Source organism: Pseudomonas sp. ADAK2 (assembly GCF_012935755.1).
In the GTDB taxonomy this organism is placed as follows: domain Bacteria; phylum Pseudomonadota; class Gammaproteobacteria; order Pseudomonadales; family Pseudomonadaceae; genus Aquipseudomonas.
This window is the reverse complement of sequence record NZ_CP052862.1, coordinates 1451148-1473370: the sequence shown is the minus strand read 5'-3', so window position 1 is coordinate 1473370 and position 22223 is coordinate 1451148. Positions and strand designations below refer to the sequence as shown.

The following is a 22223-nucleotide window of genomic DNA, read 5'->3' as shown; positions in this document are numbered from 1 at the left end:
TTGCGATGAATCAAACCCCCAGCGGACAGGCGACCGACGCCATCCGCCACGCAGACATCCTGATCATCGGCGGCGGCCTCAGCGGCGCGATGCTGGCGGCGCAACTGTTGCGTTTACCCGGCAAGCGTTCAGTGCTGGTGATCGAACCCCGTGCCGAACTGGGCCGGGGCGAGGCGTATAGCGCGGTCGAATTGGGCCACACGCTGAACGGCAATGCGGCGCGGATGAGCGTCGACCCGGACAACGCCGATGACCTGACCCAATGGCTGACCGATTACATCGCCGCTGGCGGCTGGCCGGAGTCGGACGAGCAGCATGTGCCGGTCAGCGAGTTGTTTCCGCCACGGGGGATTTTCGGCTTGTATGTGCAGCAGCGTCTGGCGGAAGCGCAGACGGTTGGGGCGGTGAACGGCTCTTCGGTTGAGCACGTACGGGCCGAGGCGGTGGACCTGCAAGCCTTCGATGATTGCGTACGGTTGAGTTTGAGCGACGGGCAGCAGTTACAGGGCGCTTTTGCAGTGCTGGCCACGGGGATGTTCCCTGCGGCACGTACGCCGCAGACCGAATCCAGCGGCTTGAATGCGGCAGCGCTGGACCCGTGGGACGTGGCCGCCATGCGACAACTTGACCCGCAATCCACCGTGCTGATCATCGGCTCGGGCCTGACCATGGTCGATGCCGTGGTGTCGCTGGAACAGGCCGGGCATCGCGGGCCCATCGAAGTGTTTTCCCGGCATGGATTGCTGCCGCATGTCCGGCGCCAGCCGCCGGCGTGGGTGGATTTTCTGGCCGAGGATCACAGCATTCGCACGCCGCGCCAGTTGCTGCGCGAGCTGCGTCGGCATTGCCGGGACGCCGTCGCCCAGGGCATCGATTGGCAATCGCCGCTCGACACCGTGCGCGCGCACATTGGCCGCTTGTGGAATCAGGCGACGGACGTGCAGCGCCGGCAGTTTGTGCGGCACGTGCGGCCGTGGTGGGAAAGTCATCACCATCGTTCGCCACCGTTGAGCGCGGAGTTGGTGGAACGGTTGCACGGGGAAGGGCGGTTGCGGATTCAAGCGGCGTCGTTCAAGGGGCTGGAGCCTTCGGTGAACGGTGGCGTGAACATTCGTATTCGGCGGCGTGGCGAAGCGCAAACCGTGGTGGTCAGCGGGGCTGCGCTGATCAACTCCAGCGGCATCGAATACGACTGGCGCCGGGTTGCCCGACCGTTGCCACAGCAGTTGCTGGCGCGTGGGCTGATCAAACCGGGACCGTTGGCGCTGGGGATCGCTGCGGCAGTGGATGGTGCGGTGCTCGATGCCGACGGACAGGTCGCCCAACGGTTGTTCGCCATGGGCCCGCCGTTGCGCGGCATGTGGTGGGAGAGCACGGCGGTGACGGATGTGGCGAGCCAGGCCAAGGCGTTGGCGGCGCGGCTAGCGGGTTAAAGCGCTTGATAGATTTTCAGTCAAACAAAAAACCTGTGGCGAGGGAGCTTGCTCCCGCCGGGCTGCGAAGCGGCCCCCAAAGAAGGGGACTGCTGCGCAGTCCAACGGGAGCAAGCTCCCTCGCCACAGGTGCGGTGTCAGACTTGACTAAACCACACGACACTCAAGCATCGATCCGCTGATACTTCGAACCGAACTCAGGACGGTTTTCCGCGACGAAGAGTTTGGTTTGTTCGGCGTTCTGTTGCAGGTTGACGCTGCCTTTGCGCTCGGTGTCGACGCCAACGGTGTTGACGTTCTGGGCGGCCGGGTGGCCGACTTTCACGGCGGCAATGGCTTGTGGTGCGGCGTACGCCGAAGTGGCGCCAAGGACGGTAAGGGCGAAGGTAAGACCGATGAGGTTTTTCATGATGTTGCTCCAGAGAGTGGGAAGAAGATGTCGCCACTCTAGTGCTGGAGCGTGGCGATGAAAAAACACCCTGACGCATAGTCGATATCGAGCGTGTTGATCCAGCGTAAAACCCCTGTGGGAACAGGCTCGTTCCCACAGTAGATTTCGGGCGTGTTGTAGATCGTGATCAGTAGCGCTGATATTTCGAGCCGAATTCCGGACGGTTTTCCGCAACCACGACACCGCCGCGTACTGCATTGCTCGGGCTGATCAGCGCCACCCGTTCGCGCAGTTCTTGCAGACGGTCGGCGCCACCTTCGGCCACGCGGTTCTGGATCAGGCGATCGGAACCACCTTCAGCCACACGCTCACGCAACGCTTGCAAACGATCGGCACCGCCTTCAGCGACGCGATTCTGTTGCAGGCGATCCGAGCCACCTTCCACCAGCAGTTGCTGGGTCGAGGTGTGCGACACCGCTTGGGTGTTGGCCGAAGCCAGGTTCGACAGACCGAGGCCGCCAACCAGTGCCAGACCGAGTGCCAGGGACGAGACTTTCGAGAAGTTGAACATGGGTGATTCTCCGTGCGTTTAAGTTGAGTGAGTCAGCAGCACCGAGTGGGTCAGTGCTATCTGGTGGTCACAGTTAAACGCCGGGGTGTATCGGTGATGTGTGCCGCAACGCCACGAAATCGGCTGCTTCGTATCTATCGCGGGTTCTTATACAGACGGATACAAAACGCCTTTCATGTTTGCTCGCCGAGCAATTCCACCGGATAGGAAAACACATAGCCTTCGCTGCGCACGGTCTTGATGTAGGTCGGTTCCCGGGAGTCATCCAGCAGCCGCTGGCGCAGGCGGCTCACCAGCAAATCGATGGAGCGGTCGAACAGGTCGGCATCGCGGCCCTGGGTCAGGTTGAGCAACTGGTCGCGGCTGAGCACCCGTTGCGGGTGATCGAGGAACACCCGCAGCAGGCGGTATTCGGCGCCGCTGAGGGCGACCATGGTGTCGTCTTCGTCGAGCAAGTGGCGGGCGCTGGTGTCCAGGCGCCAACGGCCAAAACCCAGGAGCCGGCCGGTTTCGGTGATCAGCAGGTTCGGCGGCAGCATGCGGGTGCGGCGCAGCACGGCGTTGATCCGCGCCAGCAGTTCGCGGGCGGCGAAGGGTTTGGTCAGGTAATCGTCGGCGCCCATTTCCAGGCCGAGGATGCGGTCGGTTTCATCGTTGCGCGCGGTGAGCATCAGGATTGGCGTGGCTTTGTGCTTGCCCGAGCGCAATTCCCGGCACAGCACCAGGCCGTCGTCGCCGGGCATCATGATGTCGAGCACGATCAGATCGACTTGATTGGATTCCAGGAAATGCCGCATCTGCCGGCCGTCGGCGACTACGGTGGTGCGCAGGCCGTTTTTCTTCAGGTAATTGCCGACCAGCTCGCGGATCTCGCGATCGTCGTCGACAATCAGAATGTGGTTCACATGTTCCATTGCCCAACCCTCTTATTATTTGCTCGTTGGCATTTTAGGGAGCGACGGCCTGCTTGCCCATGGGCTTTGTATCACACTGTATCCGGGGCCCTGTTTGACACCTTACGCCTTAATAGCGGGGTTTTTACGACACATGGCAGATACCTCGGGGCGATTGAATGGGATCCATCGAGCCAAGGCGACTGACCTCGCAACGCTCTTCACTGGCAGCCCTGAGGAAATCACCATGAACTGGAACACACTCGCTACAGCCAGCTTCTTTGCGGTCTTGAACGTTGCGGCATTTTCGGCCCAGGCCGATGTTAAAATCGCGGAGCCGGTGACGGCCAGCGCCGCCACCCTCAAGGCCGACCCGTTCGGCGCGCTGAATCACGTCAACGCCGGGTTGCTGAATGTGGCGTACGCCGAGGTTGGCCCGGCGGACGGTCCGGTGGTGATTCTGCTGCACGGCTGGCCCTACGACATTCACAGCTACAGCGAAGTGGCGCCATTGCTGGCGGCCAAGGGTTACCGGGTGCTGATCCCGTATGCGCGCGGCTATGGCGATACGCATTTCCTGTCGGACAAGACCCTGCGCAACGGCCAGCCCGCCGCGCTGGCCAGTGATGTCATCGACTTCATGGACGCGCTGAAAATCAAGAAAGCCGTGTTGGGCGGCTACGACTGGGGCGCGCGCTCGGCGGACATCGTCGCGGCACTGTGGCCGGAGCGGGTCGAGGCGCTGGTGGCGGTGAGTGGCTACCTGATCGGCAACCAGGCCGCGGGCAAAAATCCATTGCCGCCCAAGGCCGAATTGCAATGGTGGTATCAGTTCTACTTCGCCACCGACCGTGGCGAGGCCGGCTACGAGAAGAACCGCCACGACTTCGCCAAGTTGATCTGGCAAACCGCCTCGCCGAAATGGACCTTCGACGACGCCACCTTCGACCGCAGCGCAGCGGCGCTGGATAACCCCGATCATGTCGCGATCACCGTCTTCAACTACCGCTGGCGCCTGGGCATGGTCCAGGGCGAACCGCAATATGAAGCGCTGGAACAGCGACTGGCGAAGGCACCCAACATCACCGTGCCGACCATCACCATGGAAGGTGACGCTAATGGCGCGCCGCATCCGGCTGCCGAGGACTACGCCAAGCGCTTTACCGGCAAGTATGAGTACCGGCTGATCAATGGCGGTATCGGCCACAACCTGCCGCAGGAAGATCCGCAGGCCTTCGCCAAGGCGGTGATTGATGCGGATCACCTGTAACGCATTAATCGTTCCCACGCGTCCGCGTAGGAATATGGCGTGGTGAGTACCGTTTTGGAAGCTCCCGCTATTGCGGCTGCGGCGCTCATGAAAGACGCATGATCGTTCCCACGCTCTGCGTGGGAATGTCTCAACGGACGCTCTGCGTCCGCTTCTGGGACGCGGAGCGTCCCGGGCTGCATTCCCACGCAGAGCGTGGGAACGATCAACGTAAAGGCTTACTTCATGTTTGTTATGCAACCACTTGATAACACGGCACATACGCCGCGCCACCCGGCAGTTTCATCCGGTGCTGGGCGACGAAGGCCTTGAGCAGTTGGTCCAGCGGTTGCATCACCGCTGCGTCGCCACGGATCTGGTAGGGCCCGTGTTCTTCGATCAGGCGGATGCCCTTGTCCTTGACGTTGCCGGCGACGATACCGGAGAACGCGCGGCGCAGATTGGCTGCCAGTTCGTGGGCCGGCAGGCTGCGGCTCAGTTGCAGGCTGGCCATGTTTTCGTGGGTCGGGTCGAACGGGCGCTGGAAGCCTTCGTCGATCTTCAGCAGCCAGTTGAAGTGGAACGCATCGTTGCGCTCGCGGCGGAACTGCTTGACCTCTTTGAGCCCGGCCGTCATGTGCCGCGCCACTTCCGCCGGGTCGTCGATGATGATGGTGTAGTGCTGTTTCGCGGCGTCACCCAGGGTGGCGCCAACGAACGCGTCCAGTTGCTCCAGATACGGCGCCGCATGCTTCGGCCCGGTCAGCACCACCGGGAAAGGCAGGCCTTTGTTGTCCGGGTGCATCAGGATGCCCAGCAGGTACAGGAACTCTTCGGCGGTACCGGCACCGCCCGGGAAGATGATGATGCCGTGGCCGACGCGCACGAAGGCTTCCAGGCGTTTTTCGATGTCCGGCAGGATCACCAGTTCATTGACGATCGGGTTCGGCGCTTCGGCGGCGATGATCCCCGGCTCGGTCAGCCCGAGGTAGCGGCCGCCGTGGATACGCTGCTTGGCGTGGGCAATGGTCGCGCCTTTCATCGGGCCTTTCATCACGCCGGGGCCGCAACCGGTGCAGATGTCGAGGCTGCGCAGGCCCAGTTCGTGGCCGACTTTCTTGGTGTATTTGTATTCTTCGGTGTTGATCGAGTGGCCGCCCCAGCACACCACGATCTTCGGCTCGACGCCGGGGCGCAGGGTGCGGGCGTTGCGCAGCAGGTGGAAGACGTAGTCGCTGATGCCTTGCGAGGTGCTCAGGTCGATGCGCTGGGCGTCGAGTTCGTTTTCGGTGTAGACGATGTCGCGCAGGGCGCTGAACAGCATTTCCCGGGTGCTGGCGATCATTTCGCCATCGACGAAGGCGTCGGCCGGGGCGTTCAGCAGTTCCAGGCGTACGCCACGGTCCTGCTGGTGAATGCGGATTTCGAAGTCCTTGTAGGCTTCGAGGATGGTCTTGGCGTTATCAACGTGGGCGCCGGTGTTGAGGATGGCCAGGGCGCACTGGCGGAACAGGGTGTAGGTGCTGCCGGAACCGGCTTCGCTCAATTGCTGAACTTCGCGTTGGGACAGGGTTTCCAGGCTGCCTTTAGGGCTGACCGAGGCATTGATTACTTGGCGTTGAGACATTCAATGATCCTTAAAACGATGCCAGTCATACAGGAGGAGCGATTGGCATCCGAATAAAATGTATCCATGAAAGAAGATGGCACGAACTGCGCAGTCTCGCCATGTTCCCCGTTTGACGATGAAAAGATGAAAAGGAGCCCCAGCATAGCTAAATCCCCCGCAGAGGCGATAATGCCCCGCACTCTTTTCGCTCACTGATTCAAGGACGCTTGCCACTATGTTCGAAATCCAGCCGATGAATGCCGAAACCTTTCGACGCCAGACCCGGCGCAGCACGGTGATCATCGCCCTGATTTTCCTGGCGCTGGCGATGGTGCTGTCGACCGCGGCGGTGGCGCTGTTCGGCGAGCCTGGCGGCGACAACCTGCGCTTTAACGTCGGCGGCGTGTTTGTCGCGGTGTTGCTGATGGCAGCGCTGATGCGCGGCCGGTTCTGGCACGAGGAATGGATGGCGCCCGCCGTCTATGGCTGGCGGCTCAAGCGCAGCCTGATGAGCGTCACCAATGTCATGCATCAGGTGACGGCGGCGGTGGAAAAGGATGATCCGGACGCCATGAAGCTGCTGCGTTTCTATCACCTGGGGCTGCACCAGATGCATGAACTGGACGCCAACTCCAGCGACCACAGCCAACTCACCCGCGAAATGGACCAGCATAAGGCGCGGATGGAAGCGTTGGGCCTCGACACCGAGCAGACGCGCTTGAACCCGGAATGGCTTGAAGCGCTGAAACAGACGCCGCGCTGAACCGTGGTGTGGGCACAATCTGCAGTATGGGATCCAGGGTTTCGGAGGCGTTGCGGGTGGATCTTGCGGCGGTGACGTTGCCGTCGGTGTTCGCGATTGCGCTGACGGTTTGGGCATTGAAAGCGCGACATCAGCTAATCTGATCCATGATCGGGCATAATAAAGCGGTCATTTGACCCAAGAGCGATCAGGAAGCATCGCCTCTACATCAAGACTCAGGGAACGTCATGGGACATCCAGCCGTAAAGGTTCATATCCAGGCCCTGGAGTCTGGCGCGGTGTTGCTCGCCGAGCAGGTCGAGGCCAAGCTCAAGGTTCGTTATGCGGTGGTGCTGCTGCTGGCGGTGTGCTTGTCCATGACTGCCTTGGCGATCTGGGAGGCCTGGAATTCGCGTCATTACCACTTGCATGACAAAGAAGTGGCGATGTCCAACCTGGCGCAGACACTGGCCTCCCAGGCGCAAGCCTCGATCAAGCAGGCCGATACGCTGCTGTTTTCCCTGGTGGATCGCCTTGAAAACGAGGGTATGAGTCAGGCGCAGGTGCCGCGTTTGCAACGTTTGCTCAGTGCCCAGCGCAGCGAGTTGACCCAACTTCATGGTTTGTTCATTTTCGACGAAAACGGCCATTGGCTTGCCAACTCCAATGGTCCCAATATGCCGGGCGCCAGCAACTCCGACCGCGAGTACTTTATCTTCCATCGCGATCATTCCGACCGGGGCCCTCATATCGGCCCGTCGATCAAGAGCCGTTCAACCGGCGACTGGATCATGACGGTGTCGAGAAGGATCAATCATCCCGACGGCAGTTTCGCCGGCGTGGCGCTGGCAACGATCTATCTCAACCATTTCCTGGATTTGTACGACAGCATCGACATGGGCGAGAACGGCGTGATCAACCTGATCGCCAACAATGCCACTATCGTCGTGCGCCGACCGTTCAACGAATCCGATATCGGCAGCAGCGTCGCCAAGGGCCCGCTGTTCACCCAATTGTTGCCCATTGGCAATTCCGGTACGGCAACGGTCAAGTCGGTCATCGATGGCGTCGAGCGGGTGGTGGGATTTCGTCGGGTCGACGGCTATCCGCTCATTGTCTTTACGGCCCTCAACAAGCAGGAAGTGCTGAGCGGCTGGCGCCAGCAGTCCATAAACAGTGCAATCATCGTGGCCTTGCTGCTGGGGATCCTTGGCGCACTCGGTTATCGGCTTATCCGTGTCATGAAGCAGCAGAATCACATTCAACGCGTATTGCTCGACGCCCAGGAAAAACTCATCGAGGTCAATCGCAGCCTTGAGTTGCTGGCGCTGGAAGATGCGCTGACGGGACTGGCCAATCGGCGCCAGTTCGATCTGTTCATGGTCGCGGAAATGGGCCGCGCCCGGCGCAGCCAGACCGGCCTGGCATTGCTGATGATTGATGTCGATCACTTCAAGCTGTTCAACGATCACTACGGGCACGTGGCGGGCGATGTGTGTTTGCGCCAGATCAGCGCGATCATCACGGATAACATCAAGCGCCCCGGCGATCTGGCCGTGCGCTATGGCGGCGAGGAGTTTGCGGTGGTGTTGCCCGGCACCGACTATGTCGGGGCGTTCCTGGTGGCGGAAAAAATCCGCCGCGCGGTGCAACTGGCGAGCATCGAGCACAGTGAAAGTGCCGATGGCATGGTCACGGTCAGTCTGGGTGTCTGCGCTTACGACCCGGCGTCGCAAGCCACGCCTGACGACCTGGTCAGTGCGGCGGACAAGGCGTTATACGTGGCCAAGGCCAGTGGCCGGAACATGAGCGTGATTGCCAACTGAGATAAGACAAAGCAGTCACGGCAGAACTGTAGGAGCAAAGCTTGCTCGCGATGCGGCCACTGCGATCTGCCTGAGGATCCATGTTAACCGTGCTGGCGCTATCGCGGGCAAGCCTTGCTCCTACGGGGGCGGTGTTGGTTAAGCGGCTCTACGCAATTTCCACGTCCGGATCAACCGCACATAAACCGCCAAGTTGACGGCCAGCACCACGCTGCCCAGCCCCAGTTGAATCGCCGGGGTCAGCCCGGCCGGGTAAATGACCGGCAACACGTAGTGCTCGATGAAACCGCCGCCATACGCGGTTTGCCCTGCCGCCTCGCGCATCAGGTTTTCCCAATAGGTCAGCGGGCAGGTCAGGTGGAAGACTTCCACGATTACACCCCACGCAGCGGCAGGCAGGTGCCACCAGATCAGCGGGCGCCATTTGAGCACCAGCAGCCCGCCGAACAGCACGAACAGAATGAACAACAGGTGAAACAGCACCAACCCGTCGGCGGCGATTCGGTAAAGCATGTCGACTCCCTGACTCTTCAAGTGAATAGCGCCATGTTACTCGGGCCGGTGGCCTGCGCTCTATCAATTCAGTGCGAACGCCACAAGTGCGCAAGATTGTTCAAGCCTTCGGCCGCGTCTGCTGGCACAGTCGGCGGTCTTTCCCCAGGTTGTAGAGCGTTATGTCGAACTCACTCATGCCGCGCAGCGCGTTTTTGCGTGGCGCGGCGGCGATCATGCCGTTGTCCCTGGCCACCGCGCCCTGGGGGCTGCTGGCCGGCTCGATGGCCATCGAGGCCAACCTCACGCCGCTGCAAGGCCAGGGCTTGTCGAGCATCGTGTTTGCCGGTGCCGCGCAACTGGTCGCGATTGGCATGCTCAAGGGTGGCGCCGGGGTCTTTTCGATTCTGTTGACCACGCTGCTGCTGACCTCCCAGCACTTGCTGTACGGGATGAGCATGCGTTCGGTGATTTCACCGTTACCGGGTCGTTGGCGGGTGGGGCTGGGCTTTCTGCTCACCGATGAACTGTTCGCGCTGACCAGCCAACACGACAAACAACAGTTCAATCGCTGGTACGCCCTGGGCGTGGGGCTGACGTTCTACATCGCCTGGAACCTGTTCACCCTGGCCGGCATCGTCCTGGGCAGCAGCATTCCGGGGCTGGAACATCTGGGCCTGGACTTCTCCATCGCCGCGACCTTTATCGCCCTGATCACGCCAGTGGTGCGCAACGTGCCAACGGTGGTCTGCGTGGCGGTGTCGCTGTTCTGTTCGGTGCTGTTCAGCTATTGGCAATGGGGCTCGGCCCTGGTGTTGTCGGGGCTGGCGGGCATGACCGCCGGGTTTATCTGCAACAAGCTGTATCGGGAGCGCACATGATCGTTTGGGTAGTGATTATCGGCATGGGTGTGCTGGTATTTTTAAACCGCTATGTGTTCCTCGAACCGCGATTGCCGCTACGGTTGAGCAGCAATGCACGGCAATTTCTCGGGTTCGCGGTGCCGGGCATGCTTACGGCGATCTGCGGGCCGATTGTGTTCATGCCGGACAAACAGCTGAATTTGCAGTGGGATAACCCTTATCTGCTCAGTTCGTTGGTGGCGGTGGGGTTGGTGATTTACACGCGCAGTACGTTGCTCAGCATGCTGTTGAGCATGGGCTTCTTCTTTTTGCTGCGTTGGTGGCTGTGAGCCGGGCGCACGGAAGTGTTCTACGCTTGAAGTTGATATCCCTTCAGGAAGAGAGGTGGACATGGCAACCGAACCCAAGCAGCCGGACATGGATGAAGACACGGATGAACCGAGCGAAGAGGAGATCCAGCGGCAACGGCGATCGACGCCGGACTGGAAGCATCCGGACGATGGCAAGGAATTGTCGGACCGTGATGTAGAGATTCCGCTTAATCCCTGAGAAAGAACAAAAGATCGTAGCCTTCGGCAGTGCCTACGAGATTGTGGGGGCCAACGGAGGCTGCGATCTTTTTTGCATCGATGCTTTAAATCGCCTCATTCCAGCGAATCTGCGTAATACCCAATTGCTGAGCTTTATCGCGCGCCGTTTCGAGGCTCGCGTGGGAGGCAATCTTGCGCTCGGATTCGGGATAGGCGTGAGCAGAAGCCGAATGGATCGCTTCTACATCGGAAAACCCCGCCGCCAGTTTGAAAAAGTGTTGTCGCACACCGTCGAGCAGGTAATGCACGGCATAAGGGACAAGTTCGCTCATGTATTCCTTTTTGGAGCCAGCCAGGCCATCGGCTTAGTCGTTGAGCGGAGAATTCAGAAAGATTTGCGGTGCAAGCGTCATGCAGAAATAGGGGCGCCTGAAAAACAAGAGGCCAGCGTGGCCTCAATGTTCAGAGTGTTTGCAGGGCGGGTTCGTTCAGTTCTTCTGCCGTATGACCCGCGAGCGTGGCGTCAGGCGTCTTCCAGCTGAGGGAAGTCGGGGTGGGCGGCGCGGTAACCGAGGGTCTTGTCGATCCAGGCGTTGACTTCATTCACCATCACCGGCGGTTTGCCCGGATAGTGTTGCAGCGTGGAGCGCAGAATGCCCTCGATATCAGCGACCGAGCGCAGGTTTCGAGTTTTTATGTAATTGCCGATAAAGCAGTTGAGTTGCAAGTGTTCTGTCATCGAAAGATAGACACACTCCAACCCGTCGACTTGTTTGATTGCAAAATCGTCGCGCAACTTATTTCTCTGCAAGGCGTGTAAAAATTGTAGGGATTTCCTGAGGTTGTTGACTCTTTGGTCAACTGGGCATGCTTATGGAAATGCGGCGCGCATGCTATCTGTAGTCCTGTTGAATGTATGTATGACGTTTGAAATGTCAGACCGGCGGTTATGCGTCAAACAGCCGCAGTTATAGTGGTGTCTCGTGCTTGAAACACTTGATGTAACGTTTGAGTGCGTTGGTTATATAGGCAACTTTTCAGTAAGGGTACTCAGGCTCGCTGGATAACCGTCAAGGCAGCTCGTCAATCAACGTGGCGCCCTGGTTTCTAACATTGCCCACGGCCTTACCCACCCTGTACCACTGGAAACTGTCGCTGGTTTCGCCCTGCATCAACACCATCTGTTCCGCACGCTCCCTGGGCGTGGCCGGGTCGAGCCATTCCCGCGCCAGCTCTGCCGACAACACCACCGGGCGTCGGTCGTGGACGTCGAGCAAGCCGCCTGCGGCGTCGGCGGTGATGATGACAAAACCGTCGTCGTCCCGAGGCTCGGCACCCGCGGCCGGAAACTGACCGATGGCTGCGCAGTAAATCGGTGTGTGGTCGCGATGACGGATCAGCCACGGCTGGCGCGTCGAATCCCCGGCATCGACCCATTCAAACCAGTTGTCGATCGGGCAAATGGCCCGGTGCGGCCAGATGGCGCGGAAAAACGGGCCATGGGCGACTTTCTCGACCCGGGCATTGATCGGTGCCGCGCGATCCTTCGCCCAGTGCGGACGCCAGCCCCAGCGCACGTTGTCGGCGTGCAGCCCATCGCTTTGCCGATGAAACAGCGCCAGTTGCGTCGTGGGCGCGGCGTTGTAGCGGGCCAGCGGCTCATCGCCGACGTGGTTGATCAGCGCGTCGGGAATGCTCAACACCGCCACGAAGTCGTGAATGCCTCGGTACTGCGACAGTCGTCCGCACATCTGCGAAACCTCCCACTGGAGATTTCAGCTTAGATGACGTGGGCGCGCTGCAACTCGGTCAACGACAAGGCCTTGAGCTGCGCCAGCAGCGGATCGCGACGATCACGGGGATGCGCCAGCTCCACCGCCAGTTCCTGTCGAATGCGGCTCGGCCGATTGTCCATCACCAACACCCGGTCGCTCAGGTACAGCGCTTCATCGACATCGTGGGTCACCAGCAGCAGGGCGATGGCGTGGCGCTCGGCCAGTTGCAGCAGCAGGTCCTGGAGTTTCATCCGGGTGAAGGCGTCCACCGCGCTGAACGGTTCGTCCAGCAATAACACCTGCGGGCGCGAATACAGCCCGCGAGCAATCGCCACCCGTTGCGCCATGCCGCCGGACAGGGCTTTGGGCAGCGCCTGGGCGAAACCGCCGAGGCCGACTTCTTCGATCAATTGCGCGACCCAGCCCTTGTCGTAATGGCTGTCGGCGCTGAAACCGATGTTTTGCTCCACCGTCAGCCACGGCATCAGGCGCGGTTCCTGAAACACGAACGCCACTTCACCGGCATTGTTTTTCAGTTCGCCCTGAAAGTCCTTTTCCAGCCCGGCGACGATCCGCAGCAAGGTGCTTTTGCCGCAACCACTGGGGCCGAGCAGGCTCACGGTTTCCCGGGGTTTCAATTGCAGATGAATGTTGTTGAGCACCGTGGTGGTGGCGAAGGTTTTGCGCTCCACGCGAATATCCAAAAGGTGTTCGGTCATGGCTCAATCCTCCGCGCTTTGGCCGTTGAAGGTGTCGCGCCAGGCCAGGAAACGTTTCTCCAGGCTGGCGAGGATGCCGTCGCTGAGTTTGCCCAGCACCGCGAGCACAATGATCGCGGCGAGCACGATGTCCGGGCGCGAGGTTTCACGGCCGTCGCTGAGCAAATAACCGAGGCCTTTGGTCGCAGCGATCAGTTCGGCGGCCACCAGGAACATCCAGGCCAGGCTCATGCCGCTGCGCAACCCGGTGAACAGGCCGGGCAGGGCGGCGGGCAGCAAAATTCGCCGCACCAGGCGAGCGCGGCTGAAGCCGTACATCTGCCCGACTTCCACCAGTTTGCGGTCGATGTCGCGAATCGCCGAAACGCCGTTGAGGTACACCGGGAAGAAGGCGCCGATGGCGATCAGGACGATTTTCGAGGTTTCGTCGATGCCCAGCCACAGCAGCAACAGCGGTACCCAGGCCAGGCTCGGAATCGAACGCAGACCGGCGAAGGTCGGCTCCAGATAAGCTTCGGCTTCGCGGCTCAAACCGACCCACGCGGCAAACACCAGGGCCAGGCTGGCGCCGATGGCAAAGCCCAGCAGCACCCGCAACAGACTGGCGCTGATGTGCTTCCACAGCGCGCCTTCGGCCAAGTCGCGCAGGGTCAGGGCCACTTCGCTGGGGGCGGGCATTTGGTAGGAGGGGAGCCAGCCGATGCGCACGACCAGTTCCAGAATCAGGATGATCAGTACCGGCAGGGCCAGGCCTTTGAGGCGCAGTTGCCAGGCATTATTCAGTCGACGAGGGGCAGGTAGTGCCAAGTGCGCGGGGAGGTCTTTGCTTTTGCTGGTCATGGGGTTCTCCAGGCAGATCACAGCCCCCTACAGGGGGGCTGCGTTCTTTATTGACGGGCCACGGTTTCCTTGGTGTCGATCAATTGATCAATAACCTGACCAACGTTCACCCCTTTGCGAACCAACTCTTCCGACACCAGAATCGGCGCCGCAGCCTTGGAAGCAATCACATCCTTGGCCGTCAATTGCGGACTGCTCAAATCAGTGCGCGACAATTGCAGCTTCGCCACTTCCAGCGGCAGGCCGGATTCAGTGGCGAGCAACTTGGCCAATTCTTCCGGGTTCTTCACCGCCCATTCCCGCGCCTGTTCATAGGCGTTGAGCACGCTTTCGATGGTTTTCGGGTGTTCCTTGGCGTAGCTGTCAGTGACGCTGACCACGCCGTAACTGTTGAAATGGGTGTTGCGATACAGCAACCGCGAACCGGCCTGGACCTGGCTCGCGGCCATGTGCGGATCGAGCCCGGCCCAGGCGTCGACGTCACCTTTTTCCAACGCGGTGCGACCGTCCGGGTGCTGCAAATGCACCAGTTCCACATCGTCCTTGCTCAGCCCGGCCTGTTGCAGGCTGCGCAGGGTAAACAAGTACGGGTCGGTGCCCTTGGTGGCGGCGATTTTCTTGCCTTTGAGGTCGGCCACGGTCTTGTAGGGCGAATCCTTGCGCACCACCAGCGCGGTCCATTCGGCGCGGCTGTAAACGTACACCGACTTGATCGGGCTGCCGTTGGCGCGACTCAACACCGCCGCGAGGCTGGCGGAGGAGGCGAAATCCACGCCGCCGCTGTTGAGGTATTCCAGCGAGCGGTTGCTGCCCTGGCTCAATACCCAGCCAACCTTGGTCTGGGGCAGGGCTTTTTCCACGAAGCCGAAGTGCTTGAGCACCAGGCTGACCGGTGAGTAATAGGCGTAATCCAGATGCACTTCGGCCGGGGTGGTTTCGGCAGCCTGGGCCAGGGGTTGCAAACTCAGGGCGATGGCGACGGCGCTGATCAGGTGCCTGGCTTTGGGGAAACGGAACAGGGTACTCATGGATGAAACTCCGGCAAGGCAACGGGATTCTTATGTCCTGATTAATGGTTTTAATGAATGCTTCCTGCATAAAAGGAATATTGCAGGCTCTGTGCCATGTGGCGGATTTCACCGGTTTCCGGGGCTTTGCGGGGCTTGGAGGGGTCAATCGATGTACCCAGCGCAACAGTCTGTTTCGCCACTGTTGCTGGGCGAACACCGCGCTGTACAGGTCATGAGCTTATGCATAAATCGAATTTAAAAAGCTTGTAGTAAGAGCGTTATGGTCTATCGAAACAACACCTCCCGGAGCCACCGATGACCCCGTCCCGATTCCTGCGCAGCCTGCTGATCAGCGTGCTATTCAGCGCACCTTTTGCCTACGCCGCCGAGCCCGTCGTCCTGCACGTCGGAGACCAGAACTACTACAACGTCCGCGCTTCGGTCGAGGCCTCGGGTGTGCTGGAAGGAGCGCCTTACACCGTCGACTGGAAACACTTCCAGGCCGCCGCGCCCCTGGCCGAAGCGCTGAATACCGGCGCACTGGACTTGGGCTTTCTCGGCGATTCGGGCTTTCTGTTCCTCGCCGCGAAACAGGCGCCGGTGAAGCTGATCGGCGTATCGCGGCAGAACCCGGACACCATCGCTTTATTGGTGCCCAAGGACTCGCCGGTCAAGACCATCGCCGACCTCAAGGGCAAGAAAGTCGCCTATTGGCCCGGCGCCTGGAGCCAGCAATTGACCTTACGCGCCCTGGAGAGCGCCAACCTGCCGGAGAACTACGTCGACTTCATCAAGTTGATGCCCATTGATGCGGCGGCGGCATTGCCCCAGGGCAGTATCGATGCGTTCCCGGTGTGGGAACCGTACATCTCGCAACAGATTCTGTTCTCCGGCGCCCGGCCGATTCTCACCGCGAAGAACCTGATGCCCGGCCTCAGCGCGATTGCCGCTTCAACGCCATCCATCGACAGCAAACGCGAAGCCATCGCCGACTTCCTCGGGCGCCTGAAAAAGGCCCGGGCCTGGGTCGACAACCACACCGACGAGTACGCCGATCTCTGGGCGAAGAAGGCCAACCTCGACCAGGACGTCTCCCGCCATTGGTTGCGCCAGGCGCACATGACCGTCGGCCCGGTCGATCAGCAAGCCGCCGCCGATCTGCAAAGCACCGCGGACTTCCTGTTCAAGGTCAAGGCACTGCCGGCAGCCTTGGCCACGGCGCCGATCATCGATAACTCATTCCAGCGGGCACTGACACACTAAACCGTAAGCGCGTGAACCAAACAGTGTGTACCCTTATCCAACCTGAGCCCGCAGCCACCTGCGGGTCCATTGGAGGATCACCGGGCGAGGGGTTTTTGCCATTAACGTGATGACCGCAACGGTCTGGCCCAAGGCAAAACATGACGCAACTGTTCAAGGTTCTCTCGGCGCTCGCCCTGGCTATCGGGCTGGCAGGCTGCATCGCGGCACCCATCGAACTGACCCCGCAGACACAACAGAGCCTGCAAGCCCAGGCGCCGATCCGGTTTGTACTGACCTTTGATGACGGCCCCAGCGCGTCAAGCTTCTGGAACCCGACCGAAACCGTACTCGACAGCCTCGCGCAAAACCCGGTGCAACCGAACATCAAAGCGGTGTTCTTCGTCCAGACCGGCGCGCCACGGGCCGGCGACAGCGACATCGGCCGTCGGGTCATGCAACGCGAGCACGCCGAAGGGCAGATCCTCGGCTTTCACACAGCCACTCACTCGCACACCAATCATCGTTCGCTGGACCCTGAAGAACTGGAACAGTCCCTGAGCAAAGGCAGTGCTGACATTGCCGCGATTACCGGGGCACCGCCGACCCTGGTGCGTCCGCCGTTCTGGAATTACGACAAGCGCACCTTCGCCGCCTATCAACGCCACGGTATGCACGTGTTGTTGACCGACGTGAGTGCCAATGACGGCAAGATCTGGGGCTTCAACGCCAGCCCTCGGCGCCGAGCGAATATGCTGCTGCAGTTGTCCGAAGTGCGCGAGCGTATCGCCAAAGGTGAACTGCCCACGGTCGACGGGGTGATTCCGGTGGTGGTGACCTTCCACGACCTCAATCGCTACACCGCCCGGCATACCCGCGAATACCTGCAAATCCTCCTCGACAGCGCCCAGGCCACCGGGGTGAAAACCGCGCCGAAGCCGTTTTACGACGATCAAGGGCAATTGCAGCGCGCGGCCATGGCCCGCACCGTCAGCGAAAGTGCGGAGCCGGTGCAGTTGCCTGGGATCTGGAACTGGCTCTGGGATGGGGATTCCCACTGAATGTTCGCCAAAGTGCTAACCCGATCGCAGTAATTGTTGGCGTTTGCGGGGGCAGATTGGTGAAAGCGGATCTATGCTGAGCAGGCTTAATCCGATCAATCGCCATGGAGGCACCCGTCATGGTTTCGATTCCAGAGCTTTGCGGCATTTTGCAGTCCGGTTTCCGTCCACTCTCGTGCGACTGCACGGAGAACCCTGATGGCTCGTTGCGGATCAAGGTCTACGACCTCGCCACCGGGCGGATCGATCTGTTGCTGCCCTATGTCTCGCCCTCGCGCCTGACCACAGTTCGCGACATTTCCAACCTGATTGGCGAACTTCGCACCGAAATGCGCGCGGGGCGCCGGGCGTTTGCCGGCTGAAGGGATTAACTTTTAAGCCACAGGTTATTCATCGCTCGCTTTATCCCGTGGCAACAATTCATCAATCATCTGCAAACAATGATTCAACCCCGGCGACACGTCGCCCACCCGTCGGCTCAAGATGATCGGCGAAGTGGCGTTGTCTTCCAGCAGTGGTGTGAAGCCGATGTCGTCGCGGTGCAGCAGTTGCACCGAGGCAGGGACCAGGGTAACGCCGATGCCAGCACCGACCAGACCAATTGCCGTTTGCAACTCGTTGGTCCATTGCGCCACATGGATGCTCACGCCATAGGATTCGAACAGCGCGATCACGTGGTCGGCATAGCTCGGTCGCGGGTTGCCAGGGTAAAGCACGAACGGTTCCTTCGCCAGTTCCCGCAGGCTGATCGGACCCGCGAGCAGCGGGTGACCGGCGGGTAGGGCGGCGACCAGGCGATCCTCGGTCAGTACGGTCTGGATGATCGCCGGGTCGTCGATGCGAATTCGACCGAAACCCACATCAATGCGCCCGGCCTTGAGCGCCTGCACCTGTTGCAGGGTGGTCATCTCCGACAATCCCAGTTCCAGTTCCAGATGCTCATGGTTGCGCAGGCGGCGAATCAGTTCCGGCAGTACGCCATAGAGCGTCGACGGCGCAAACCCGATGCCCAGCCAGGTCTTTTCGCCGAGGCCGATCCGCCGTGTGTTGTCGCAGACCTTGCCCAATTGCTCCAGTAACGCACTCGAATGCTCATGGAAAAACCGCCCGGCGTCGGTCAGCTTCAGCGGCCGCCCACGTTCCAGCAATTGCACGCCAAGTTCGTCTTCCAGGTGCTGGATCTGCCGGCTCAGGGGCGGCTGGGCGATGTGCAGCTGCTCGGCGGCGCGGGTGAAGTTGAGCGTGCGAGCCACGACCTGAAAGTAACGCAGGTGACGCAGTTCCATGGGACCTCCAGATGCGTATGGGTTGAATACCTTTAAGGTATCAAGCCAGACCAATTCTATATTGGCCGCCACGGAAAAGCCGTATGAGAATCCGATTCAGAACTTCAAGAACCTGACGGGTATCGACATGCGTGCAACAGCTATTGAATCGATCGAGACGATCATCGTCGATCTGCCGACCATCCGCCCGCACAAGCTCGCCATGCACACCATGCAGAACCAGACCCTGGTGATCATCCGTGTGCGCTGCGCCGATGGCATCGAAGGCATCGGCGAATCCACCACCATCGGTGGCCTGGCGTATGGCAATGAAAGCCCCGACAGCATCAAGACCAACATCGATCAACATTTCGCGCCGTTGCTGCTGGGCCAGGACAGCGCCAACGTGAATGCGGCGATGTTGCGCCTGGAACGCAGTATTCGCGGCAATACGTTTGCCAAGTCCGGCATCGAAACCGCGCTGCTCGACGCCCAAGGCAAACGCCTTGGCCTGCCGGTCAGCGAGTTGCTGGGCGGGCGGGTTCGCGAGGCGCTGCCGGTGGCCTGGACCTTGGCCAGCGGCGACACCGAACAAGACATTGCCGAAGCGGAAAAAATGCTCGACCTGCGCCGCCACCGGATCTTCAAACTGAAAATCGGTGCCGGCGAGGTCAATCGCGACCTGGCCCATGTCATCGCGATCAAGAAAGCCCTGGGTGATCGCGCCAGCGTGCGGGTCGATGTCAATCAGGCCTGGGATGAAGCGGTTGCACTGCGCGCTTGCCGGATTCTCGGCAGCAACGGCATCGACCTGATCGAACAGCCGATCTCACGCAACAACCGCGCCGGCATGGCACGGCTGAACGCCATCAGCCCGGCCCCGATTATGGCCGACGAGTCCATCGAATGCGTGGAAGACGCCTTCAACCTGGCGCGGGAGGGCGCCGCCTCGGTGTTCGCCCTGAAGATCGCCAAGAACGGCGGCCCGCGCGCTGTGCTACGAACCGCCGCGATTGCCGAAGCCGCCGGCATCGGCCTCTACGGCGGCACCATGCTCGAAGGCGGGATCGGCACGCTGGCCTCGGCCCATGCCTTTATCACCCTGAACAAACTGGCCTGGGACACCGAGTTGTTCGGCCCGCTGCTGCTGACCGAAGACATACTTGCCGAGCCTCTGGTCTATCGCGATTTTGAACTGCACGTGCCGAATACGCCGGGCCTCGGCCTGAGCCTGGATGAAGAACGCCTGGCGTTTTTCCGGCGCGACAAGACGTCCACTGCCATCTATCAAGCCTGAGGAGCGCATCATGCTGTTCCACGTAAAAATGACCGTGAACCTGCCACTCGACATGAACCCCGAGCACGCCGCCCAGCTCAAGTCTGACGAAAAGGCCCTGGCCCAGCGCCTGCAAGAGCAGGGCAAATGGCGCCACCTGTGGCGTATCGCCGGGCACTACGCCAATTACAGCGTGTTCGATGTCGACAGCGTCCAGGAACTGCACGATCTGCTGATGCAACTGCCGCTGTTTCCGTACATGGCCATCGAGATAGACGCGATGTGCCGGCATCCTTCTTCGATTCGCGAGGATGACCGCTGAGCCCCGCCAGCTCAGTTCGCTACGCTAATAACTACAAGATGAGGAACCCCCATGAACGTCAAGATTTCCCACACGGCCAGTGCCCAGAAGTTTCTCGAAGAGGCCAGCGGTTTGCTCAACGAGGCTGGTGATCCGCGGGTCAAGGCGCTGGTGTATCGCATCCTGCGCGACTCGGTGAACATCATCGAAGACCTGGCCGTAACCCCGGAGGAGTTCTGGAAAGCGGTCAATTACCTCAACGTGCTGGGTGCGCGTCAGGAGGCGGGTTTGCTGGTGGCCGGGCTCGGCCTGGAGCATTACCTCGACCTGTTGATGGACGCCGAAGACGAACGGGCCGGCAAGGCCGGTGGCACGCCGCGGACCATCGAAGGGCCGCTGTACGTGGCCGGTGCGCCGCTGTCTGACGGCGAGGCGCGACTTGATGACGGCGTCGACCCGGGCGTGGTGCTGTTCATGCAAGGCCAGGTGCGCAATACCGCTGGCGAACCGCTTACCGGGGCGGTGGTGGATGTCTGGCACGCCAATACCGGCGGCACTTATTCGTATTTCGATACCACGCAATCGGAGTTCAACCTGCGTCGGCGCATCGTCACTGACGCTGAGGGGCATTATCGTTTTCGCAGCATCGTGCCGTCGGGCTACGGCTGCCCGCCGGACGGTCCGACCCAGCATCTGCTCGATCAACTCGGCCGCCATGGCCAGCGCCCGGCGCATATCCACTTCTTTATCTCGGCGCCGGATCATCGGCACCTGACCACCCAGATCAACCTGGATGGCGATCAATACCTGCACGACGACTTCGCCTACGCCACTCGCGATGAATTGATCGCCCACATCACCTTCAGCGACGATCCACAACGGGCGGCGGCCCACGGTGTCAGCGGCCGGTTTGCCGAAATCGACTTCGATTTCACCTTGCAGTCGTCCGCCCAGCCCGAGGAGCAACAACGCCATGAGCGGGTTCGCGCACTGGAAGACTGAGGGCTTTAAATAGCCGAACCAGGCCACGGGATAACCGACCGTTTATCTCGTGGCCTTCTGCGTTGCGACCGGTGCCTTAGAATCGCCCGACGTAACCGATAACAACAATGAGAGTGACCCGATGATGCACGCGCAACTGTTGAGTCAGCGCAGCAGAATTTTCGACCACGCCGACCCTTACGCAGTGTCGGGCTACGTCAATCAGCACGTCGGCAACCATTGCATCCTGATGCCCCGTGTCGGCCGACCGCTGGCCAGCCTCGATCACCGCAAGTTCGCCAGCCTCGACCTGTGCCGCATCAGCTATGGCGCCAGCGTGCGGGTCACCTCCGGCGCGCTGGAAAGCATTTATCACCTGCAAGTGCTGCTGCGCGGCCACTGTCTGTGGCGGGGACATGGCCAGGAACATTACTTCGAGCCCGGCGAATTGTTGCTGATCAATCCCGACGATCCGGTGGACCTGACCTATTCCGCCGATTGCGAAAAATTCATCCTCAAAGTCCCGACCCGTTTACTGGAGTCGGTGTGCGATGAGCAACGCTGGCGGTATCCGGGGCAGGGCGTGCGGTTTCTGGAGAACCGTTATCAGCTCGATCAACTGGAAGGTTTCGTCAACCTGCTGGCGATGATTTGCCAGGAGGCCGAGGCCACCGAGCAGATACCCAAGGTGCAGGAGCACTACGCGCAGATCATCGTCAGCAAGATGCTCAGCCTGATGAACACCAACGTCAGCCGGGTCAGCCTCGGCTCGCCGTCGGCCACGTTCGAGGTGATTGCCGACTACATCGCGCGCAACCTCAAGCAGGAGATCGACAGCGAACAACTGGCGCGCCAGGCACGGATGAGTGTGCGTTCGCTCTATGGTTTGTTCGAACGCAACGCCGGGGCCACGCCGAAAAACTACATCCGCCAGAAACGCCTTGAGCGCATCAACGCCTGTCTGAGCGACCCGACCTGCAACGTGCGCAACGTCACCGAAGTGGCGATGGATTACGGTTTTCTGCATTTGGGACGGTTCTCCGACAGCTACCGCAAACAGTTCGGCGAACTGCCGTCCGACACCCTCATGCGCCGGCACTAAATCACCGGCACCACCCTCTGATGATCGTTCCCACGCTCTGCGTGGGAATGCC

25 protein-coding genes and 1 pseudogene are annotated in these 22223 nt (G+C 60.6%); 14 read left to right on the top strand and 12 right to left on the bottom strand.

Going from position 1 to position 22223, the window contains the following annotated elements; translation table 11 throughout:
• Positions 1–5 precede the first annotated feature (5 nt).
• Positions 6–1433: an FAD/NAD(P)-binding protein gene (locus tag HKK52_RS06710; RefSeq protein WP_169370123.1), complete on the top strand. Its 1428-nt coding sequence runs from the start codon at positions 6–8 to the stop codon at positions 1431–1433.
• Between the two features lie 163 nt (positions 1434–1596).
• Here HKK52_RS06710 and HKK52_RS06705 read toward each other — a convergent pair whose 3' ends face one another.
• The 3 genes from HKK52_RS06705 to HKK52_RS06695 all read right to left on the bottom strand — a co-directional run bounded on the left by HKK52_RS06705 (position 1597) and on the right by HKK52_RS06695 (position 3309).
• Positions 1597–1842 carry a hypothetical protein gene (locus tag HKK52_RS06705; protein WP_169370122.1) on the bottom strand — a complete coding sequence of 82 codons (246 nt, stop codon included), beginning with the start codon at positions 1840–1842 and terminating at the stop codon, positions 1597–1599.
• A gap of 169 nt (positions 1843–2011) precedes the next feature.
• Complete coding sequence (locus HKK52_RS06700) at positions 2012–2395, bottom strand: hypothetical protein (protein ID WP_169370121.1); 384 nt, start codon at positions 2393–2395, stop codon at positions 2012–2014.
• Positions 2396–2568: 173 nt separating this feature from the next.
• The gene (locus HKK52_RS06695) at positions 2569–3309 is read right to left on the bottom strand and encodes a response regulator (protein WP_169370120.1); all 741 of its coding nucleotides are present in this window, start codon (positions 3307–3309) and stop codon (positions 2569–2571) included.
• Between the two features lie 226 nt (positions 3310–3535).
• Between HKK52_RS06695 and HKK52_RS06690 the strand changes: the two genes are divergently transcribed.
• Positions 3536–4558, top strand: a complete 1023-nt coding sequence (locus HKK52_RS06690; RefSeq protein WP_336604963.1) for an alpha/beta fold hydrolase — start codon at positions 3536–3538, stop codon at positions 4556–4558.
• A gap of 232 nt (positions 4559–4790) precedes the next feature.
• Here the strand turns inward: HKK52_RS06690 and ppnN are convergent, their stop codons facing one another.
• Positions 4791–6164 (bottom strand): nucleotide 5'-monophosphate nucleosidase PpnN, encoded by a 1374-nt coding sequence (gene ppnN, locus HKK52_RS06685; RefSeq protein WP_169370119.1) that lies wholly within the window; start codon positions 6162–6164, stop codon positions 4791–4793.
• Between the two features lie 217 nt (positions 6165–6381).
• On the opposite strand from ppnN, the gene HKK52_RS06680 reads away from it, so the two are divergent.
• Both HKK52_RS06680 and HKK52_RS06675 read left to right on the top strand, forming a co-directional pair.
• The gene (locus tag HKK52_RS06680; protein WP_169370118.1) at positions 6382–6909 is read left to right on the top strand and encodes a DUF3087 domain-containing protein; all 528 of its coding nucleotides are present in this window, start codon (positions 6382–6384) and stop codon (positions 6907–6909) included.
• Positions 6910–7136: 227 nt separating this feature from the next.
• Positions 7137–8714: a sensor domain-containing diguanylate cyclase gene (locus HKK52_RS06675; protein ID WP_169370117.1), complete on the top strand. Its 1578-nt coding sequence runs from the start codon at positions 7137–7139 to the stop codon at positions 8712–8714.
• Positions 8715–8852: 138 nt separating this feature from the next.
• Here the strand turns inward: HKK52_RS06675 and HKK52_RS06670 are convergent, their stop codons facing one another.
• Positions 8853–9227: a DUF2784 domain-containing protein gene (locus tag HKK52_RS06670; protein WP_169370116.1), complete on the bottom strand. Its 375-nt coding sequence runs from the start codon at positions 9225–9227 to the stop codon at positions 8853–8855.
• Between the two features lie 161 nt (positions 9228–9388).
• Here HKK52_RS06670 and HKK52_RS06665 point away from each other — a divergent pair, with 161 nt between their 5' ends.
• The 3 genes from HKK52_RS06665 (at position 9389) to HKK52_RS06655 (ending at position 10618) form a co-directional block, all read left to right on the top strand.
• On the top strand, positions 9389–10087 hold the full coding sequence (locus HKK52_RS06665) for an AzlC family ABC transporter permease (protein WP_133836102.1): 699 nt from the start codon (positions 9389–9391) through the stop codon (positions 10085–10087).
• Positions 10084–10398: an AzlD domain-containing protein gene (locus tag HKK52_RS06660; RefSeq protein WP_169370115.1), complete on the top strand. Its 315-nt coding sequence runs from the start codon at positions 10084–10086 to the stop codon at positions 10396–10398. The genes HKK52_RS06665 and HKK52_RS06660 overlap by 4 nt, the downstream gene beginning before the upstream one ends.
• Before the next feature lie 61 nt (positions 10399–10459).
• The gene (locus tag HKK52_RS06655) at positions 10460–10618 is read left to right on the top strand and encodes a hypothetical protein (RefSeq protein ID WP_169370114.1); all 159 of its coding nucleotides are present in this window, start codon (positions 10460–10462) and stop codon (positions 10616–10618) included.
• A gap of 85 nt (positions 10619–10703) precedes the next feature.
• On the opposite strand, the gene HKK52_RS06650 is transcribed toward HKK52_RS06655, so the two are convergent.
• The 6 genes and pseudogenes from HKK52_RS06650 to HKK52_RS06625 all read right to left on the bottom strand — a co-directional run bounded on the left by HKK52_RS06650 (position 10704) and on the right by HKK52_RS06625 (position 14961).
• Positions 10704–10931: a DUF6555 family protein gene (locus tag HKK52_RS06650; RefSeq protein ID WP_169370113.1), complete on the bottom strand. Its 228-nt coding sequence runs from the start codon at positions 10929–10931 to the stop codon at positions 10704–10706.
• A gap of 191 nt (positions 10932–11122) precedes the next feature.
• Positions 11123–11395 (bottom strand): hypothetical protein, encoded by a 273-nt coding sequence (locus HKK52_RS06645; protein ID WP_169370112.1) that lies wholly within the window; start codon positions 11393–11395, stop codon positions 11123–11125.
• 274 nt (positions 11396–11669) lie between these two features.
• On the bottom strand, positions 11670–12350 hold the full coding sequence (locus HKK52_RS06640; RefSeq protein WP_169370111.1) for an SOS response-associated peptidase family protein: 681 nt from the start codon (positions 12348–12350) through the stop codon (positions 11670–11672).
• Positions 12351–12379: 29 nt separating this feature from the next.
• A pseudogene (locus HKK52_RS06635) lies at positions 12380–13000 on the bottom strand (ABC transporter ATP-binding protein); the annotation flags it as partial.
• A gap of 96 nt (positions 13001–13096) precedes the next feature.
• On the bottom strand, positions 13097–13933 hold the full coding sequence (locus tag HKK52_RS06630; RefSeq protein WP_169370109.1) for an ABC transporter permease: 837 nt from the start codon (positions 13931–13933) through the stop codon (positions 13097–13099).
• Between the two features lie 47 nt (positions 13934–13980).
• Positions 13981–14961, bottom strand: coding sequence for an aliphatic sulfonate ABC transporter substrate-binding protein (locus tag HKK52_RS06625; protein ID WP_169370108.1), 981 nt, complete (start codon positions 14959–14961; stop codon positions 13981–13983).
• A 297-nt stretch (positions 14962–15258) separates the two neighbouring features.
• Here HKK52_RS06625 and HKK52_RS06620 point away from each other — a divergent pair, with 297 nt between their 5' ends.
• The 3 genes from HKK52_RS06620 (at position 15259) to HKK52_RS06610 (ending at position 17608) form a co-directional block, all read left to right on the top strand.
• Positions 15259–16206: an ABC transporter substrate-binding protein gene (locus tag HKK52_RS06620; protein ID WP_169370107.1), complete on the top strand. Its 948-nt coding sequence runs from the start codon at positions 15259–15261 to the stop codon at positions 16204–16206.
• Between the two features lie 140 nt (positions 16207–16346).
• Positions 16347–17246 carry a polysaccharide deacetylase family protein gene (locus HKK52_RS06615; RefSeq protein WP_169370106.1) on the top strand — a complete coding sequence of 300 codons (900 nt, stop codon included), beginning with the start codon at positions 16347–16349 and terminating at the stop codon, positions 17244–17246.
• Between the two features lie 119 nt (positions 17247–17365).
• Positions 17366–17608 carry a DUF1652 domain-containing protein gene (locus tag HKK52_RS06610; RefSeq protein ID WP_169370105.1) on the top strand — a complete coding sequence of 81 codons (243 nt, stop codon included), beginning with the start codon at positions 17366–17368 and terminating at the stop codon, positions 17606–17608.
• A gap of 24 nt (positions 17609–17632) precedes the next feature.
• On the opposite strand, the gene HKK52_RS06605 is transcribed toward HKK52_RS06610, so the two are convergent.
• The gene (locus tag HKK52_RS06605; RefSeq protein ID WP_169370104.1) at positions 17633–18532 is read right to left on the bottom strand and encodes a LysR family transcriptional regulator; all 900 of its coding nucleotides are present in this window, start codon (positions 18530–18532) and stop codon (positions 17633–17635) included.
• Positions 18533–18659: 127 nt separating this feature from the next.
• On the opposite strand from HKK52_RS06605, the gene HKK52_RS06600 reads away from it, so the two are divergent.
• From HKK52_RS06600 to HKK52_RS06585, 4 genes are all read left to right on the top strand, one after another.
• Positions 18660–19808 carry a muconate cycloisomerase family protein gene (locus tag HKK52_RS06600; protein WP_169374192.1) on the top strand — a complete coding sequence of 383 codons (1149 nt, stop codon included), beginning with the start codon at positions 18660–18662 and terminating at the stop codon, positions 19806–19808.
• A gap of 10 nt (positions 19809–19818) precedes the next feature.
• Positions 19819–20109, top strand: coding sequence for a muconolactone Delta-isomerase (gene catC / locus HKK52_RS06595; protein WP_169370103.1), 291 nt, complete (start codon positions 19819–19821; stop codon positions 20107–20109).
• Between the two features lie 51 nt (positions 20110–20160).
• On the top strand, positions 20161–21090 hold the full coding sequence (gene catA, locus HKK52_RS06590) for a catechol 1,2-dioxygenase (RefSeq protein ID WP_169370102.1): 930 nt from the start codon (positions 20161–20163) through the stop codon (positions 21088–21090).
• A 121-nt stretch (positions 21091–21211) separates the two neighbouring features.
• Positions 21212–22171 (top strand): AraC family transcriptional regulator, encoded by a 960-nt coding sequence (locus HKK52_RS06585; RefSeq protein WP_169370101.1) that lies wholly within the window; start codon positions 21212–21214, stop codon positions 22169–22171.
• Positions 22172–22223: the final 52 nt, after the last annotated feature.

Bases quoted from the DNA above. Each gene is read 5' to 3' on its own strand.
- HKK52_RS06710 (WP_169370123.1), top strand. From the start codon at position 6: ATGAATCAAACCCCCAGCGGACAGGCGACCGACGCCATCCGCCACGCA.
- HKK52_RS06705 (WP_169370122.1), bottom strand. From the start codon at position 1,842: ATGAAAAACCTCATCGGTCTTACCTTCGCCCTTACCGTCCTTGGCGCC.
- HKK52_RS06700 (WP_169370121.1), bottom strand. From the start codon at position 2,395: ATGTTCAACTTCTCGAAAGTCTCGTCCCTGGCACTCGGTCTGGCACTG.
- HKK52_RS06695 (WP_169370120.1), bottom strand. From the start codon at position 3,309: ATGGAACATGTGAACCACATTCTGATTGTCGACGACGATCGCGAGATC.
- HKK52_RS06690 (WP_336604963.1), top strand. From the start codon at position 3,536: ATGAACTGGAACACACTCGCTACAGCCAGCTTCTTTGCGGTCTTGAAC.
- ppnN (WP_169370119.1), bottom strand. From the start codon at position 6,164: ATGTCTCAACGCCAAGTAATCAATGCCTCGGTCAGCCCTAAAGGCAGC.
- HKK52_RS06680 (WP_169370118.1), top strand. From the start codon at position 6,382: ATGTTCGAAATCCAGCCGATGAATGCCGAAACCTTTCGACGCCAGACC.
- HKK52_RS06675 (WP_169370117.1), top strand. From the start codon at position 7,137: ATGGGACATCCAGCCGTAAAGGTTCATATCCAGGCCCTGGAGTCTGGC.
- HKK52_RS06670 (WP_169370116.1), bottom strand. From the start codon at position 9,227: ATGCTTTACCGAATCGCCGCCGACGGGTTGGTGCTGTTTCACCTGTTG.
- HKK52_RS06665 (WP_133836102.1), top strand. From the start codon at position 9,389: ATGTCGAACTCACTCATGCCGCGCAGCGCGTTTTTGCGTGGCGCGGCG.
- HKK52_RS06660 (WP_169370115.1), top strand. From the start codon at position 10,084: ATGATCGTTTGGGTAGTGATTATCGGCATGGGTGTGCTGGTATTTTTA.
- HKK52_RS06655 (WP_169370114.1), top strand. From the start codon at position 10,460: ATGGCAACCGAACCCAAGCAGCCGGACATGGATGAAGACACGGATGAA.
- HKK52_RS06650 (WP_169370113.1), bottom strand. From the start codon at position 10,931: ATGAGCGAACTTGTCCCTTATGCCGTGCATTACCTGCTCGACGGTGTG.
- HKK52_RS06640 (WP_169370111.1), bottom strand. From the start codon at position 12,350: ATGTGCGGACGACTGTCGCAGTACCGAGGCATTCACGACTTCGTGGCG.
- HKK52_RS06630 (WP_169370109.1), bottom strand. From the start codon at position 13,933: ATGACCAGCAAAAGCAAAGACCTCCCCGCGCACTTGGCACTACCTGCC.
- HKK52_RS06625 (WP_169370108.1), bottom strand. From the start codon at position 14,961: ATGAGTACCCTGTTCCGTTTCCCCAAAGCCAGGCACCTGATCAGCGCC.
- HKK52_RS06620 (WP_169370107.1), top strand. From the start codon at position 15,259: ATGACCCCGTCCCGATTCCTGCGCAGCCTGCTGATCAGCGTGCTATTC.
- HKK52_RS06615 (WP_169370106.1), top strand. From the start codon at position 16,347: ATGACGCAACTGTTCAAGGTTCTCTCGGCGCTCGCCCTGGCTATCGGG.
- HKK52_RS06610 (WP_169370105.1), top strand. From the start codon at position 17,366: ATGGTTTCGATTCCAGAGCTTTGCGGCATTTTGCAGTCCGGTTTCCGT.
- HKK52_RS06605 (WP_169370104.1), bottom strand. From the start codon at position 18,532: ATGGAACTGCGTCACCTGCGTTACTTTCAGGTCGTGGCTCGCACGCTC.
- HKK52_RS06600 (WP_169374192.1), top strand. From the start codon at position 18,660: ATGCGTGCAACAGCTATTGAATCGATCGAGACGATCATCGTCGATCTG.
- catC (WP_169370103.1), top strand. From the start codon at position 19,819: ATGCTGTTCCACGTAAAAATGACCGTGAACCTGCCACTCGACATGAAC.
- catA (WP_169370102.1), top strand. From the start codon at position 20,161: ATGAACGTCAAGATTTCCCACACGGCCAGTGCCCAGAAGTTTCTCGAA.
- HKK52_RS06585 (WP_169370101.1), top strand. From the start codon at position 21,212: ATGATGCACGCGCAACTGTTGAGTCAGCGCAGCAGAATTTTCGACCAC.